At 60.0% G+C, this 15,203-nt stretch carries 16 protein-coding genes; 11 read left to right on the top strand and 5 right to left on the bottom strand.

Features of this window, described 5'->3' with window-relative positions; all coding sequences use genetic code 11:
* The first annotated feature begins 48 nt into the window (after positions 1–48).
* The 5 genes from hflX to BY454_RS02690 all read left to right on the top strand — a co-directional run bounded on the left by hflX (position 49) and on the right by BY454_RS02690 (position 6,234).
* A complete protein-coding gene (gene hflX / locus BY454_RS02710) occupies positions 49–1,341 on the top strand; it encodes a ribosome rescue GTPase HflX (protein ID WP_104415100.1) in 1,293 nt (430 codons plus the stop codon).
* A gap of 82 nt (positions 1,342–1,423) precedes the next feature.
* Entirely contained in the window at positions 1,424–2,617 is a 1,194-nt protein-coding gene (gene hflK, locus BY454_RS02705; RefSeq protein ID WP_104415099.1) for an FtsH protease activity modulator HflK, read from the top strand.
* Positions 2,618–2,620: 3 nt separating this feature from the next.
* A complete protein-coding gene (gene hflC / locus BY454_RS02700) occupies positions 2,621–3,496 on the top strand; it encodes a protease modulator HflC (protein WP_104415098.1) in 876 nt (291 codons plus the stop codon).
* A 174-nt stretch (positions 3,497–3,670) separates the two neighbouring features.
* Positions 3,671–4,852: an ATP phosphoribosyltransferase regulatory subunit gene (locus BY454_RS02695; protein ID WP_104415097.1), complete on the top strand. Its 1,182-nt coding sequence runs from the start codon at positions 3,671–3,673 to the stop codon at positions 4,850–4,852.
* Between the two features lie 86 nt (positions 4,853–4,938).
* Positions 4,939–6,234, top strand: a complete 1,296-nt coding sequence (locus tag BY454_RS02690; protein ID WP_104415096.1) for an adenylosuccinate synthase — start codon at positions 4,939–4,941, stop codon at positions 6,232–6,234.
* An 83-nt stretch (positions 6,235–6,317) separates the two neighbouring features.
* Here the strand turns inward: BY454_RS02690 and cmoB are convergent, their stop codons facing one another.
* The 5 genes from cmoB to BY454_RS02665 all read right to left on the bottom strand — a co-directional run bounded on the left by cmoB (position 6,318) and on the right by BY454_RS02665 (position 10,305).
* A complete protein-coding gene (cmoB, locus tag BY454_RS02685) occupies positions 6,318–7,310 on the bottom strand; it encodes a tRNA 5-methoxyuridine(34)/uridine 5-oxyacetic acid(34) synthase CmoB (protein WP_104415095.1) in 993 nt (330 codons plus the stop codon).
* 22 nt (positions 7,311–7,332) lie between these two features.
* Positions 7,333–8,091, bottom strand: a complete 759-nt coding sequence (cmoA, locus tag BY454_RS02680; RefSeq protein ID WP_104415094.1) for a carboxy-S-adenosyl-L-methionine synthase CmoA — start codon at positions 8,089–8,091, stop codon at positions 7,333–7,335.
* Positions 8,081–8,449 (bottom strand): kinase, encoded by a 369-nt coding sequence (locus tag BY454_RS02675; RefSeq protein WP_104415093.1) that lies wholly within the window; start codon positions 8,447–8,449, stop codon positions 8,081–8,083. The genes cmoA and BY454_RS02675 overlap by 11 nt, the downstream gene beginning before the upstream one ends.
* Positions 8,450–8,471: 22 nt before the next feature.
* Positions 8,472–9,491: a serine/threonine protein kinase gene (locus BY454_RS02670; RefSeq protein ID WP_104415092.1), complete on the bottom strand. Its 1,020-nt coding sequence runs from the start codon at positions 9,489–9,491 to the stop codon at positions 8,472–8,474.
* An 85-nt stretch (positions 9,492–9,576) separates the two neighbouring features.
* Complete coding sequence (locus BY454_RS02665; RefSeq protein WP_104415091.1) at positions 9,577–10,305, bottom strand: ComF family protein; 729 nt, start codon at positions 10,303–10,305, stop codon at positions 9,577–9,579.
* 51 nt (positions 10,306–10,356) lie between these two features.
* Here BY454_RS02665 and bioB point away from each other — a divergent pair, with 51 nt between their 5' ends.
* From bioB to BY454_RS02635, 6 genes are all read left to right on the top strand, one after another.
* Positions 10,357–11,415 (top strand): biotin synthase BioB, encoded by a 1,059-nt coding sequence (bioB, locus tag BY454_RS02660; protein WP_104415090.1) that lies wholly within the window; start codon positions 10,357–10,359, stop codon positions 11,413–11,415.
* A gap of 12 nt (positions 11,416–11,427) precedes the next feature.
* Positions 11,428–12,609 carry an 8-amino-7-oxononanoate synthase gene (bioF, locus tag BY454_RS02655; protein WP_104415089.1) on the top strand — a complete coding sequence of 394 codons (1,182 nt, stop codon included), beginning with the start codon at positions 11,428–11,430 and terminating at the stop codon, positions 12,607–12,609.
* On the top strand, positions 12,606–13,439 hold the full coding sequence (gene bioC, locus BY454_RS02650; protein WP_258075539.1) for a malonyl-ACP O-methyltransferase BioC: 834 nt from the start codon (positions 12,606–12,608) through the stop codon (positions 13,437–13,439). Before bioF ends, bioC begins: the two co-directional genes overlap by 4 nt.
* Before the next feature lie 103 nt (positions 13,440–13,542).
* The gene (gene bioD / locus BY454_RS02645) at positions 13,543–14,247 is read left to right on the top strand and encodes a dethiobiotin synthase (protein ID WP_104415088.1); all 705 of its coding nucleotides are present in this window, start codon (positions 13,543–13,545) and stop codon (positions 14,245–14,247) included.
* Between the two features lie 46 nt (positions 14,248–14,293).
* Positions 14,294–14,539 (top strand): flagellar basal body rod C-terminal domain-containing protein, encoded by a 246-nt coding sequence (locus BY454_RS02640; protein WP_104415087.1) that lies wholly within the window; start codon positions 14,294–14,296, stop codon positions 14,537–14,539.
* 92 nt (positions 14,540–14,631) lie between these two features.
* Positions 14,632–15,189: a putative metalloprotease CJM1_0395 family protein gene (locus tag BY454_RS02635; protein WP_258075538.1), complete on the top strand. Its 558-nt coding sequence runs from the start codon at positions 14,632–14,634 to the stop codon at positions 15,187–15,189.
* Positions 15,190–15,203: the final 14 nt, after the last annotated feature.

Raw genomic sequence — 15,203 nt, 5'->3', positions numbered from 1 at the left:
TCGGTCTGACAGGGTCGCGGGTGTTTGTATTTATGGAGTTGATCAAACTTGTTTGAGCGTCCTGATGTCGGAGAGCGGGCGGTTCTCGTTCACATAGATTTTACCGCCCACGAAGATACCGAAGACCCCGGCGAATTCCGTGAGCTGGTTACCTCGGCAGGTGTTGAACCTGTTGCCTCGGTGACCGGTTCCCGTAAGCAACCCAGTCCGCGGCTTTTTGTTGGTGCAGGCAAGCTGGAAGAAATCCGCGATGCCGTGGCCGCCAACGAGGCCGATATCGTACTGTTCAATCATGCGTTGAGCCCGAGTCAGGAGCGCAACATTGAACGGGAACTCAAGTGCCGGGTGCTGGATCGCACAGGGGTGATCCTGGATATTTTTGCCCAGCGGGCCCGAACCCATGAGGGCAAACTCCAGGTTGAGTTGGCTCAGCTGGAGCACATGTCGACCCGACTGGTTCGGGGTTGGACTCACCTGGAACGCCAGAAAGGCGGGATTGGGTTGCGTGGCCCGGGCGAAACCCAGCTGGAAACCGACCGTCGACTGTTGCGCGAACGCATCAAGTCCATCCACAAGCGGCTGGAAAAAGTGCGCAAGCAGCGGAACCAGGGGCGCCGGGCCAGAAAGCGGGCGGACATCCCTACCGTCTCCCTGGTGGGCTACACCAACGCCGGTAAATCGACCCTGTTCAACCACATCACCACCTCGACGGTGTACGCGGCGAACCAGCTGTTCGCCACGCTGGACCCCACCTTGCGTCGTCTGGATCTGCCGGACGTCGGACCGGTGGTCATGGCCGATACCGTGGGATTTATTCGCCATCTGCCTCACAAGCTGGTGGAGGCATTTCGGGCTACCCTGGAAGAAACCACCCAGGCGTCGCTGTTGCTTCACGTCATCGATTGCTACGACAGCCGTCGTGACGAAAACATCGAACAGGTGGAAAACGTCCTGGCGGAGATCGGAGCTGACGAGATTCCCGTATTACAGGTATTCAACAAGATTGACCTGCTGGAGGATTTCGAACCACGGATTGATCGTAACGAGGACGGCGTACCTGTCAGAGTCTGGGTGTCCGCCGTTTCCGGTCAGGGTCTGGAACTGTTGTTTGATGCCATTGTCGAACGCCTGGCTGAAGATGTGGTCCATCACTTTGTGGTGCTCGGCCCCACCGACGGCAAGCTGCGGGCATTACTGCACGAGGCCGGGTCGGTGCTCAGTGAGGAATACCGTGACACCGGTGATTCAGTGGTGGAAGTGCGCCTACAGAACCGGGACTGGTTGCAGCTTCTCAGCCGCGCCGGTGTGCAGGAACAGGATGTCAGACTGGACGACCAGTAACCGCTGCAAGTGCGGTATTGCCGGGGAAGCTATAAATCCCTAGTATTTGCAGCCATTCGCATAAACACGAACGGAGAGAACTATGGCCTGGAATGAACCGGGTGGAAACCGTAACGACAATGACCCCTGGGGAACCGGTGGCGGTCGTGGCGGCAATGATCAGGGGCCGCCGGATCTCGATGAAGCCCTGAAAAAAGGACTCGATAAACTCAATCGGATGCTGGGAGGCAAAGGCGGCAATTCTGGCAACTCCGGGGGTGGCAAAAGCTCTGGCGGGGGTGGTTTTGGCGCCATTCTGGCGGTTGTGGCCATCCTGGCCGTCGGTTACGTCATTTTCCAGTCGTTCTATACCGTGGACGAACAGGAACGCGCGGTGGTTCTGAGGTTCGGTGAATACAACCGTACCGAAAACCCGGGTCTGCGTTTCAAAGTGCCCTTGATCGACAACGTCACCAAGGTTCGCGTAACCAACGTTCGCTCGGCGGAATCCTCCGGTCAGATGCTGACCCAGGATGAAAACCTGGTGACGGTGGACCTTCAGGTTCAATACCGGGTGTCCAACGCCGAAGCCTATGTGCTGAATGTTCGTGACTCCAACCAGGCCCTGGCCTTTGCTACCGATAGTGCCCTGCGGCACGAGGTGGGCAGTTCCTCCCTGGATGACGTGCTGACCGAAGGTCGTGCGGAGCTGGCGATTCGCATTGAGCAGCGCCTGCAGAACTTCCTCCGCGACTATGGCGCCGGCCTGGATGTGGTTCGGGTGAACGTCGAAAGCACCCAGCCGCCATCCGCCGTGCAGGATTCCTTCCGTGAAGTTCAGCGCGCCCGGGAAGACGAGCAGCGCCTGAAAGAGGAAGCCGAGACCTACCGCAACAAGATTGTTCCGGAGGCTCGTGGTCAGGCTCAGCGCTTGATTGAAGAGGCCAATGCCTACAAGCAGGAAGTGATTGAGCGGGCCCGCGGTGAAACCGCGCGCTTCAAGCAACTGCTGGCAGTGTATGAGGCTGCCCCGGTGGTTACTCGTGAGCGCATGTACCTCCAGGCTGTTGAGAACGTCTTGAGCAATAGCAGCAAGATCCTGGTGGACACCGAAAGCAGCGGCAACATGATGTACCTGCCTCTGGATCGGCTGACCCAGAACCGCTTGCCGGCCAATAGTTCCCAGTCGTCCGGGAACAGTAACAACGCACAGCAGGTGGATATTCAGGCCCTGACGGACCAGGTGTTGCAGGAAGTGCAGAGCCGTCAGAACGCCAACATTCGGAGGAGCAGATAAGTTATGGGACCCAAAAGTATTGTGGGCCTGGCAGGCGCTCTGATTGTTGTCCTGCTTGTGTTGTCCAGCGTGTATATCATTCCCGAAACCCATCGTGGCGTGTTGCTGCGTTTTGGGGAACTGGTTGAAACCGACATCCAGGCGGGCCTGCACTTTAAAGTGCCGGTGATCGACGAGGTTCGTGAGTTCGATGTCCGGGTACTGACCATGGATCTGCCATCCCGTCAGTACCTCACGGTGGAGAAAAAGCCGCTGGACGTGGACTCTTACGTGGCCTGGAAGATCCGCGACGTCGACCAGTTCTACCGGGCAACCGGTGGGGACGAGTTCCGCGCCCAGTCACTGATCCTGTCCCGGGTGGACAACGGTCTGCGTGACGAGTTCGGTGTTCGCACCATGCACGAAGTGGTGTCCGGTCAGCGCGATGAGCTGATGCATACCCTTCGGGATCTTGTGAACCAGACCTCGGTAGAAGAGTTTGGTATTGAAGTGGTGGATATCCGCATCAAAGCCATCGAACTGCCAGGTCAGGTCAGCGAGAATGTATACCGCCGCATGGCGACCGAGCGCCACAAGCTGGCTCAGGAATTCCGTTCCCGCGGTCGTGAGCTGGCAGAAGGTATTCGTGCTGATGCAGATCGCCAGCAGACCGTGATCCTGGCTGAAGCCTTCGCCCAGGCGGAAGAAACCCGGGGTGAAGGTGATGGCGAGGCGGCTCGTATCTACGCCGAGGCTTATGGTGCCGATGAAGAGTTTTACAGCTTCTATCGTAGCCTTCAGGCCTATCAGAACACCTTCTCTGGTAAGGACGACCTCATGGTGATCGACGCCAAGAGCGATTTCATGAAGTTCCTGAACAACCCGGCAGGCGCGAATTAATCGCAGCCGGAAACACGAAGAACCGGAATACTCAGGTATTCCGGTTTTTTTGTGTCTGCCAACGGTGTAGAATTTTGCCGGTTTTGTGTCGGGTTTTCCGCATCCGGGCCCGTTAAATCCTGAGTCATTCCCCTGGCTCTGTGCCAGTCAGGGAACAACGGACAACCGAATCTCATGACTGTATCTGATCGCTGGTTACTGCCTGACGGGGTGGAGGACATTTTGCCGCCACTGGCCGGGCAGATCGAATCCCTGCGCCGGGATGTAATGGACACTTGCCAGCGCTGGGGCTACCAGCTGGTAATCCCCCCGCTGATTGAGTACCTCGAATCCCTGTTTACCGGCACTGGTCACGATCTGGAGCTGCAGACGTTCAAGCTTACGGACCAACTGACCGGTCGCATGATGGGCGTGCGCGCGGATATGACCCCGCAGGCAGCCCGGATCGATGCCCATACCCTGGGCGACGAGGGCATCACCCGTCTGTGCTACGCAGGCCACGTGCTGCATACCCGACCGCATCACATGCTGACCGGCCGTACACCGATTCAGGCTGGTTGTGAGCTGTTTGGCAGTGCCTCCGAAACCGCCGACCTGGAAATCATCGCGCTGATGCTCGAGACCCTGCGCGTGTCAGGCTTGCCCCGGGTGCATCTGGATCTGGCCCACGTCTCCATTTATGAGAGCCTGATCACCCAGGCCGGGTTTGATCGCGAGACCGAAGCGGCGGTGTTTGATGCGATGGCTCGCAAATCGGTACCGGAGCTGGACCAACTATTGGGTGACTGTGCCGCGGGTTCCGCCGGAGCGCGCTTGCGGGAGCTGGCTCGAGTAAACGGTGGTGTTGAAGCACTGGAGCAGGCGCAGTCGATTCTCGGTGGCGCATCGGGCGATCTGGACGCGGCCCTGGAACAACTGGCACGTGTTGCACAGATGCTCAAGCGCGACTATCCGGAAGTCAGCCTGGGCTTCGATTTCTGTGAATTGCGCGGCTACAACTACCACACCGGTCTGGTGTTTGCCGCTTATGTGCCGGGCCATGGTGATTCCGTGGCCAAGGGCGGCCGTTACGACGCTATCGGTAGTGATTTCGGTCGGGCCCGCCCGGCTACCGGGTTTAGCCTGGACATCCGTGCCCTGGTAGCCCTGGGGCAGCGGGCATACAGCCGCGCCGGCTCCATCTGGGCACCGGCGGAAGCCGACCCGGCGCTGGAGGGGGTGATTTCCGGGCTGCGCATGACCGAGACGGTCATCCGTGCTCTGCCGGAAGACGCGCAGGCCGATCCCGCCGAGCGTGGGTGCGATCGCCAACTGGTAAAACGTGACGGTAAATGGGTGGTGGAAGCGCTGGGCTGACAGTTCCAGCGTAGTCTCGCTTACACTTTTCTTTGCTAAATTTTTCAAGGCGTTCCCTTTCGGGCCGCCGGATACGAGAGAGAATCATGGGTAAAAACGTTGTTGTGCTGGGCACTCAGTGGGGTGACGAAGGCAAGGGTAAAATTGTTGACCTTCTGACCGACAAGGTGGCGGCCGTGGCCCGCTTCCAGGGCGGTCACAATGCGGGCCATACACTGGTTATCGAAGGCAAGAAAACCGCGTTGCACCTGATTCCCTCCGGTATCCTGCGTGAGCATGTACTGTGCCTGATTGGTAACGGCGTGGTGCTGTCGCCGGAAGCTCTGCTCAAGGAAGTCCGTGAGCTGGAAGCCAACGGCGTGGCGGTTCGTGACCGTCTGAAAATCAGCCTGGCCTGTCCGATCATCCTGCGTACCCATGTGCGCATCGACCAGGCCCGTGAGCGCGCCCGGGGCAACGACAAGATTGGCACGACCGGTCGCGGTATCGGGCCAGCCTATGAAGATAAAGTGTCCCGCCGTGGCCTTCGTCTGGGAGACCTGACTAACCCGGGCGATTTTGAAAACCGCCTGCGGGATATCATGTCCTACCACAACTTCATCCTGACCGAGTACTTCAAGGAAGAGCCGGAAGACATCGAAGCGGCCCTTGCTGAGCTCAAGGAAATGGGTGATGAAATCCTGCCCATGGCGGCGGACGTTACCGATATCCTGCACGACTACCGCAAGCGCGGTGAGAACATCCTGTTTGAAGGCGCGCAGGGCTCGCTGCTGGACATCGATCTGGGTACCTACCCGTTCGTAACCTCATCCAACACCACCGCCGGCGGGACGGCTACCGGCTCCGGCTTTGGTCCTCTGTTCCTGGACTACGTGCTGGGTATCACCAAGGCTTACACCACCCGTGTGGGCTCCGGACCCTTCCCGACTGAGCTGTTTGACGACATGGGCAAGCACCTGGCCGTCAAGGGCAACGAGGTGGGCACCACTACCGGTCGTTCACGCCGTTGTGGCTGGTTTGATGCCGTGGCTCTGCGTCACGCCATCCAGATTAACAGTGTGTCCGGTATCTGCCTGACCAAGCTGGATGTGCTGGATGGCCTGGAAACCGTGAAGGTGTGCATCGGCTACAAGACCCCAAATGGCGAGATTTTCCGTCCGCCCATCGGCTGCGACAGCTACAAGGATATCGAGCCGATCTACGAGGAGCTGCCAGGCTGGAGTGAAAGCACCGTGGGCCTGACCAGCGTGGACCAGCTCCCGGAGAACGCCAAGGCGTATATCCGTTTTCTGGAAGAGAAGATCGAGGCGCCGATCGATATCATCTCCACTGGTCCGGATCGGGTTGAAACCGTGATCCTGCGCCATCCGTTCGGGGAATAAACCGCAGCGGCCCCAAGGCTATAAAGAAACCGCCCGCAGCTTTCCAGGCCCCGGGCGGTTTTTTGTGGCTGCGAGGCAAGCGATCACGGCTTTTCGGCGATGATTGTCGCGCGTTTGGGGCCGGGGTAACCCTCAATGGTTCTGGTGGGGTCGTCCGGGTCCAGGAAGTCTTTGAGAGAGTTGAAACGCATCCAGTCCGTCGCTCGCTGCTCATCCGTGGTGGTGTCACTGACATCCACTACCCGGGCATTACGGAAGCCGGTTCTATCCAGCCAGCGCAGCAGGGTTGGGCAACTGGGCAGGAACCAGACGTTGCGCATTTGCCCGTAGCGGTCCTCAGGCATCAGGCTGTAGCCTTCCGGACCATCCACCACCAGGGTTTCCAGCACCAGTTCGCCACCCTGGCGTAAGGTGCCTTTCAGTTCCAGAAGGTGGTCCAGCGGCGAGCGCCGGTGGTAAAGCACACCCATGGAAAAGGTGGTATCGAACAGCTCCAGTTTGTCCGGCAGATCCTCCATGCGCACCGGCAGCAGGTCCACCGGCACGGCCCCCAGATAGCCTTTTACTGCCAGGAACTGAAACAGGAACAGCAGGCCCGGATCAATGCCGACCACCCGGGCCGCACCGGCTCCGGCCATGCGCCAGCAGTGATAGCCCGAGCCGCAGCCCACATCCAGGATGGTGCGACCTTTCAGGTCGGCCAGGTGCGGAGCTACCCGCTCCCATTTCCAGTCTGAACGCCATTCCGTGTCAATGTAGGTGCCGAAAAAATCAAAAGGTCCCTTGCGCCAGGGCATCAGTCCCCGCAGACCCTGTTCCAACTGCTCCTGCTGGAGCGGGGGCAGGGGCGCCGGCGCATTGAGGGTCACCGGGCCGGCGTTCAGGTCGGCCTCTGCGTTCGGCGCTGACGGCAAGGTATGCAGCGCTTCCATCCACCGGGGCAGGTCACCATGGGGCCGCTGCTCGAACTTCTGGATGAGCTGCTGCTTGAGTAATTCAGCCCATTGGCTGCGGTCGGCCTGGGTCAGGTAATCCAGAATCGGGTTGAAGTGCGTCTGCCAGTCAAACAATGCCATAGGAAAATACAGGGTCCTGAAATCAAGGGTTTTTAATGGCGAGCATGGACACAAAATTGAAGCACTGGTACCACACCAGGACCTGATCAAAGCCGGCGTCCTGCAGGCGGGCCTTGTGGGTGGCCAGGGTTTCCGGGATCAGAACTTTCTCTATCGCGGCCCGTTTCTGGCTGATTTCCAGGTCGGAGTAGCCGTTGGCACGCTTGAATTCGTGGTGCAGCCGGGTCTGGATGTCCTGCTCCGCGTCGGACTCAAACCGTATCTTTTCGGAGAGAATCAGTACACCGCCGGGCAGGGTGGCGTTAGCAATCCGGGTCAGCAGGGGCAGCCGTTGCTCCGGTGGCACAAACTGCAGGGTGTAGTTCAGTGTGGTGACCGAGGCCTTGCTAAGCTCCGTGGTCAGGATATCCTCACAGCGAAGCTGCACCGGCAGGTCGTTGTCGTCCAGGGCCACGTAGTGCTCGCACCGTTCGATCATTGCACTGGAGTTGTCCACGCCGACCAGCGTGCAGTCGCTGTGGGGGATGCCATGGCGCATGGCGAGGGTGGATGCGCCCAGCGAGCAGCCCAGGTCGTAACAGTTTGAGCCGGGCTGCACATACTGCTCGGTGATCACCTCGATCATCGGAATGATGGTGGTGTAGCCGGGAACCGAGCGGCGAATCATGTCCGGGAATACCCGGGCAACCGAGGCGTCGAATCGGAAATCTTCCGGGTTGCGCTCGGTGGCGAACAGGCGGTCGGTCAGCTGTTCGGGTGGTACAGACTGCTTACTGGCCATTGCTGGCTCCAGATGGCGGTGTTGCCGGATCAATGTTAGTGGGCGATGGACGTCTGCAGCGTACGCCGCGGTTTTTGTAATCCACCAGAATACCCCGGAAGGAGGGATCGACATCCGCCGCGATGGCCAGGTAGCCGTCCACGCAGGCGGCGTGGAGTTCGGAGGGCTTGCGGGACATTCGGAATTCTTCGCCGGGTTTTACGTGAATGGCCTGGAAGTCACCCACCGGCACGTTGTCCTTGTTGTCCGAATGATCGATGCGGCCGCTGGTTTCCAGCACCAGTACGGTGCCAATCACCGCTACCACTGCGGTGGCAATGAGTACGCGTACCGAATAACCTTTTTCCTTCTCGCTCATGCTTACCTCTTACAACATAAAGTCAGAATTGCCCCGGCAGACTGATGGCCGGCTCCTGCAGGGCTGCCAGTTGTTCTCTCAGTGACAGGATCTGGTCCGACCAGAATCGCGCGTTGGCGAACCAGGGGAAGAACCGGGGAAAGGCCGGGTCATCCCAGCGCCGGGCCAGCCAGGCGCAGTGGGACAGTTGTCGATAGCAGCGCAGCGGCTCAATCAGGTGCCGCTCGCGCCGGTTGAATTCCCTGAACATCTCATAGCCTTCCAGCAATTCCCCCAGCTGGGCGCCCCGCTCGGTGGCCTCGCCGTTCAGTAGCAGCCACATGTCCTGGATGGCGGGGCCGGTGCGGCAGTCGTCCAGGTCCACAAACAGCATCTGCTCGTCCCGGCACAAAATGTTACCCGCATGGCAGTCGCCGTGGATTCTCAGGGTGCTCACTGGCCCTGCCTCCTCCGCCCGGGCGCGGCAGGCGGCCAGCAGATCGGGAATCAGGCTGTCCCAGGCCGGGCGAAGATCCTCCGGTACCCAGCCTTCGGTGACCAGGAATTCGTTATGTCGTTCAATGCCATCAAGCAAATCAAACGCTGGTCGATGCTCAAAGCTTTTCAGTTCACCGATGTTATGCATCTGCCCCAGCCACTGGCCCAGCCGGTACAAGGTATCGGTCACGCTGGTATCCGGCGCCTGACCGCCACGCTGAGGGAATACCGCAAAGCGGAATTCACCATGCTGGCCCAGAGATTTTCCGTTGGCCAGGCGCATAGGCGCAACCACCGGAATGCCAGCGTCTTCCAGGGCCAGGGTGAACTCGTGCTCCTCCAGGATGGCGGCGTCCGACCAGCGGCCCGGGCGATAGAATTTGGCGATTACCGGAGGGCTGTCGTCCACACCAACCTGATAGACCCGGTTCTCATAGCTGTTCAGGGCGAACAGGCGGCCATTGATGACAAACCCGGCCTCTTCCATGGCGTCCAGGATGACTTCGGGCTTAAGCGCATCGTAAGGATGGCTGGAGTTGGTCAATTCGGTTGATGGCGTTTGCATAAAATCCAGGGGTTGAACGTTGTGCCGAGAGTATACCGGTTATGGCCGCACAGGTAATGTGGCTAGTGTTCTGTCTGGACTGAAATCATCCCGGCGTCCGGGCCAGGGCCCACACCTGAATGTCCCGGGCACCCGCTTTCTCCAGGCAATGGGCGAGTGCCCGCACGGTTGCGCCTGTGGTTACTACATCATCCACGATGGCGATCCGGCTGGGAGGAGTTCCGCAGACCTCAAACACATTCTGTAGGTTAGCCAAACGCCCGGCACGCCCAAGCCCCCGCTGAGAATGGACTTTTCTCGCCCGCCGGACCAGGCCGGGTGCCAGTGGCACGCCCAGGGTGCCGCTCAGTGATTCGGCAATATCGGCGGCCTGGTTGAAGCCGCGACCCCAGCGCCGTTGCCAGTGCATGGGTGTGGGCACCAATGCGTCCGGCCAGTCCTGCGCTGCCAGGGAATGTTGGATGTGGTCTGCAAGGCCCGCCAGCAGCGGTCGGGCGAACTTGCGTTGGCCATGGTACTTGTAGCGCCCGATCATGCCGTCGACGGGAAACTGGTAGCGCCAGGGAATCAGCGTGCGGGAAAACGGAGGCGGGGAACTCTGGCATTCGCCACAAAGGGTATTGGGAACGGCAAAGGCTAAGGGAAGGGAACAACGATAACAGTGCCAGCGAATAACGGGCAGGTCGCGCCGGCAGTCATGGCAGAGCCCATGGACAGCGGATTCCGCCAGGCAGGCTACGCAGCGCCCGCCGGCTTTGTCGCTGTTAACCTTTGTGCTTAGAAAGGTTGACAGAGGTTCCAGTCCCTTTATCATCGCGGTTTATCCGTAAACCAAATAACCCAGAAAGGTTAACAGGACTTTGCCATGACCGCCACCGCACCGCGTCACGACTGGACGCTCAAGGAAGCCCGGGAGCTTTTTAGCCTGCCCTTCAACGATCTGCTGTTCCGTGCCCAGACGGTACACCGTGAGCATTTCGATCCGAACGAAGTGCAGGTCAGCACGCTTTTGTCGATCAAGACCGGCGCCTGCCCCGAGGACTGCAAGTACTGCCCCCAGAGTGGCCACTACAACACCGATCTGGAGAAGGAAAAGCTTCTGGAGATCGAAAAGGTGGTGGGTGAAGCCCGCGCCGCGCGGGAAAAGGGCGCGTCCCGTTTCTGCATGGGTGCCGCCTGGCGCAGCCCGTCCAAAAAAGACATGCCCTATGTGCTGGACATGATCCGTCAGGTGAAGTCCCTGGGGCTGGAAACCTGCATGACCTTGGGCATGCTGAAAGAAGAACAGGCCGAGGAGCTGGCCGAGGCGGGGCTGGATTACTACAACCACAACCTCGATACCTCCGAGAAGTACTACAGCCACATCATCACCACCCGGACCTACCAGGACCGGCTGGATACACTGGATAACGTGCGCAAGGCGGGCATGAAGGTCTGCTGTGGCGGCATCATGGGCATGGGTGAGGACGAAGACGACCGTGTAGGGTTGCTGGTGGAACTGGCGAACCTGCCGCAGCATCCGGAAAGTGTGCCGGTGAACATGCTGGTGAAGGTGAAGGGCACGCCGCTGGAAGACGTGGAAGACCTGGACCCGTTTGATTTCGTGCGCCTGATTGCGGTGGCGCGGATCATGATGCCGGCCTCCCATGTGCGACTGTCCGCCGGCCGTGAGCAGATGAACGAGCAGATGCAGGCGCTGTGTTTCATGGCGGGTGCCAATTCCATCTTCTACGGCGAGAAGCTGCTGACCACCTCCAACCCCGAGGCGGATGCGGACATGCAGCTGTTCCGTAAGCTGGGTATCCGGCCGGAGCAGCGCGAGCAGTGTTCCACCGAGGAGCAGGAAGAAGAGGCGCTGGCTGAAGCCGTGGAATATGAGGCCACGCGGCATCTGTTTTATGACGCTACTCGTGAATCGGCCTGATCTGCTTCTCAGATGCGTGATTTTGCCGCCGAAATAGAACAACGAAAGCGGGACGGCCTATACCGCCATCGCAGGCTGGTGTCCGGTCCCCAGCAGCCGGAGCTGACCGCCGATGGCAAACCGTTGTTGTCGTTCTGCAGCAACGACTACCTGGGGCTTGCCAATGACGCGGGTAATATCGAAGCCCTTAAAAACGCCTTGCCGGAAACCGGTCTGGGCGGGGCGGCGTCGCATCTGGTTTGTGGGCACCACGAGGCGCACCATCAGTTGGAAGAGCGACTGGCGGCGTTTACCCGGCGCAGTTCGGCACTGTTCTTCTCCACCGGCTATATGGCCAATATGGGCGTGATCTCGGCGCTGGTGGGCCGGGGCGACACGGTGTTTTCGGACAAGTTGAATCACGCCTCGATTGTCGATGGCTGCATTCTCAGCCGCGCGCGGATGCGTCGGTATGCCCATGGCGATGTGGCGGCGCTGGAAGAAATGCTCGCTAAGACCGACGGCCACAAGGTGGTGGTCACGGACGGGGTGTTCAGCATGGACGGCGATGTGGCGCCGTTGCGGGAGCTGGCCCGGGTCTGCCGGGAGCAGGATGCGCTGCTGGTGGTGGACGATGCCCACGGTCTGGGTGTGCTTGGTCCCCAGGGGCGGGGCAGTGTGCTGGAAGCCGGGTTGTCGGAAGAGGACGTGCCGGTGCTGATCGGTACTCTCGGCAAGGCGGTCGGCACCAGCGGCGCGTTTGTGGCCGGGCCGGAGTGGTTGACGGAGTATCTGGTCCAGAAGGCCCGGACTTACATCTACACCACGGCCATGCCGCCGGCAGTGGCCGTGGCCACCTGTGCAAGCCTCGACCGGATTGAAGCCGATGATGCACGCCGGGAGCACCTGAACCAATTGATTGCCCGCTTCCGTGCCGGTGCTGAAAACCTCGGTTACGAACTGATGCCGTCGCAGACACCCATTCAACCGATCATGATCGGAGACAACCACGCCGCGCTGTCGCTGAGCCAGGCCCTGGAAGAACAAGGCATGCTGGTAACCGCCATCCGTCCACCCACCGTGCCGGTGGGCCAGGCGCGGTTGCGGGTGACGCTGAGCGCGGCGCACACCACTGACAATGTGGATCACTTGCTGGCGGCGCTCTCGAAGGCGCGCCAGCTGCTTAATGAATCCCCGGAGGGGCTGGCCCAATGAGTGCTGCTGAGAGTCTGGCAATGTCTGTTCCCGCCCCGGCGGATCTGAGCACCGGTAGCAAGGCCTCCATCGCAAAAGGCTTTGGCGGCGCCTGCCAGACCTATGACACGGCTGCCCGTCTGCAAAAGCGCATGGGCGATGCCATGCTGGCCAACCTGTCTGCGGATTTCCAGCCCGAGAGTATTCTTGATCTGGGCTGCGGCACCGGCTGGTTTACCCGCAAACTGGCCGAACGTTTCCCGGAAGCGGGTCTCACTGGTGCCGATCTTTCCCCCGGTATGTTGGCCCAGGCGGCAACCAATGGACCGGGACACGCCGCATGGCTCAATGCCGATGCCGAACAGTTGCCGCTGCCCGATAAGAGCGTGGACCTGATTTACAGTAACCTGATGATCCAGTGGAGCAACCGCCCTGAGGTGATTCTTGGCGAATGCCGCCGCCTCTTGAAGCCCGGCGGGGTGCTGGCGGTTTCCACCCTGCTGGATGGCACGCTGTGGGAGCTGGAAAAGGCCTGGGCCCAGGCGGATCCCGGCCAGCCACACGTTAACCGTTTCGCCCCCGAAGCCGATTGGCAGCAATTGGCGGGCGAAATCCTGCCGGGTGTGACGCATCGGGCAGAAACTCTGGTTTTGCCTTACAATTCTCCTCTGGCCCTCAATCGGGAGCTGAAACACCTGGGTGCGGGTTACAAGGGCGAACAACGCCGGCGTACGGTTACCGCCCCCGGCCGGTTCAAGGCTATGTGTCGGGCATACCCTAAAGACCCTGCGGGCGCGGTGAACGCCAGCTATCGGGCCGGTTGGTTGTACTGGCAGAAACCAGCAAGCTAGAAAGTTCACGTATGTAACTTCGGCGGTTTGCACTGCAGATCGACGGTGAGGGTGTACAACACCCTCACCATTCTCTTAAAACGGCAGGCATTAAGGACAAAGAGTGGCCAAAAAAACCTATTTCGTAACCGGCACCAACACCGGCGTTGGCAAAACCCTGGCATCTGCGGCCCTGCTGGAAGCGGCGAAAGAGCAGGGCCTCAGGACCCTGGCCATGAAACCCATTGCCTCCGGCTGCGAGCAGACGCCAGACGGACTGCGGAATGACGATGCATTGATCCTGCAAAGCGCCATTACCGAGCAACTGCCGTACGAGACCATCAACCCGGTTACCCTTGAGCCTGCCATCGCTCCGCATGTTGCCGCTGAGCAGGTTGGCCAGACAATCACCGCCCAGCGTCTTGTAGGCTTCTGCCGGGGTGTCCAGATTCGCCCGGCTGACTTCATGTTGATTGAGGGCGCCGGAGGCTGGCGGGTCCCTCTCAATGACCGGGAAACCTACGCTGCCGTACCTCGGGAAATGGGCCTGGGCGTGATCCTTGTGGTGTCGCTGGAGTTGGGTTGCATCAACCATGCGCTGCTCACTGCCGAAGCCATTCGGGCCGACGGTCTGCAAGTGGCCGGCTGGGTTGGCAACCATCCACAGGCAGAGCCGATGGCCTGTGAGCAGGAAACCCTGAACTACCTGAGCCTGCATTTGCGCACCCCATGCTTGGGGGTGTTGCCCTGGATTGAAGGCAAAGCAGACAAAGACCTGCCGCGGGTGCTTCGAAAATACGTGAATATCTCACCTTTGATTGAAAAGTAAACAAGGTTGTGCGTTAATAGGGGCATAAACGTAAAGGAGCACAGCCATGATCAACAACGCACTTGGAATCGGTATTCAGGGTATCCAGGATGGCATGGTTGGTATGGAAAACGCTGCCCGGAAGATTGCCCGAGGCGGCGCTGACGGCCCTAAGGGCAGTGCCGAAGGCGCTGGTAACCTGGCAGAGCCGATCATTGAAATGAACCTTTACGAGCGCAGCGTTGAGGCATCCGCTCAAGTGGTCAAAACAGCGGATGAAACTCTCGGTACGCTCCTGGATCTTCGCGCCTGATTCAGTAACAGGAAGCTCAGGCCGTGAACGTCCTTTCCTCCATCCCTCCAATCTATCCCTCTGTTGGTGGTTTTTCGCCGCCGGGTGGGGCTGTGTCTCCAAGTCAGCAGCCAGCGTCCAGCAACCCATCAGTGACCGGTGAGAAGGCCACTGAGGCCGATACTCGCTCGTCTCCCGCGGTCGGCCAGAGTTCGGAGAACAATAGCGCCAACCGGGCCACCGAGCAGTCGTCAGAGCGTGAAAGGAATTCCGGGCAACAGAGCGGGGGCCAGAACCTTACGCCTGAGCAACTCAAGGAACTGACGGAACTGAAAGCGCGTGACCGGGAAGTTCGCGCCCATGAAGCCGCGCATCAATCGACCGGTGGCCAGCACGCCGGCTCCATGTCCTTGACCTATGAACGCGGTCCGGACGGTGCCCAGTACGCGGTCGGCGGCGAGGTTCCCATTGATGTATCGCCGGTGGCTGGCGATCCCCAGGCCACCATCGAAAAAATGCGGGTTGTTCGCTCCGCCGCCATGGCGCCGGCACAACCCTCCTCCCAGGATCGGGCGGTTGCCGCCCAGGCTATGCAGACCATGCTTCAGGCCCAGGCCGAGATGGCCTCCGGTGAGAGCCAGGATGATAACGGCCTTTCCGTTTTCGCCTGAATAACTCCTCCTCT

The organism is Marinobacter persicus, assembly GCF_002934325.1.
In the GTDB taxonomy this organism is placed as follows: domain Bacteria; phylum Pseudomonadota; class Gammaproteobacteria; order Pseudomonadales; family Oleiphilaceae; genus Marinobacter; species Marinobacter persicus_A.
The sequence above is the reverse complement of the archived record's forward strand: the minus strand, read 5'-3'. Positions and strand labels throughout refer to the sequence as shown.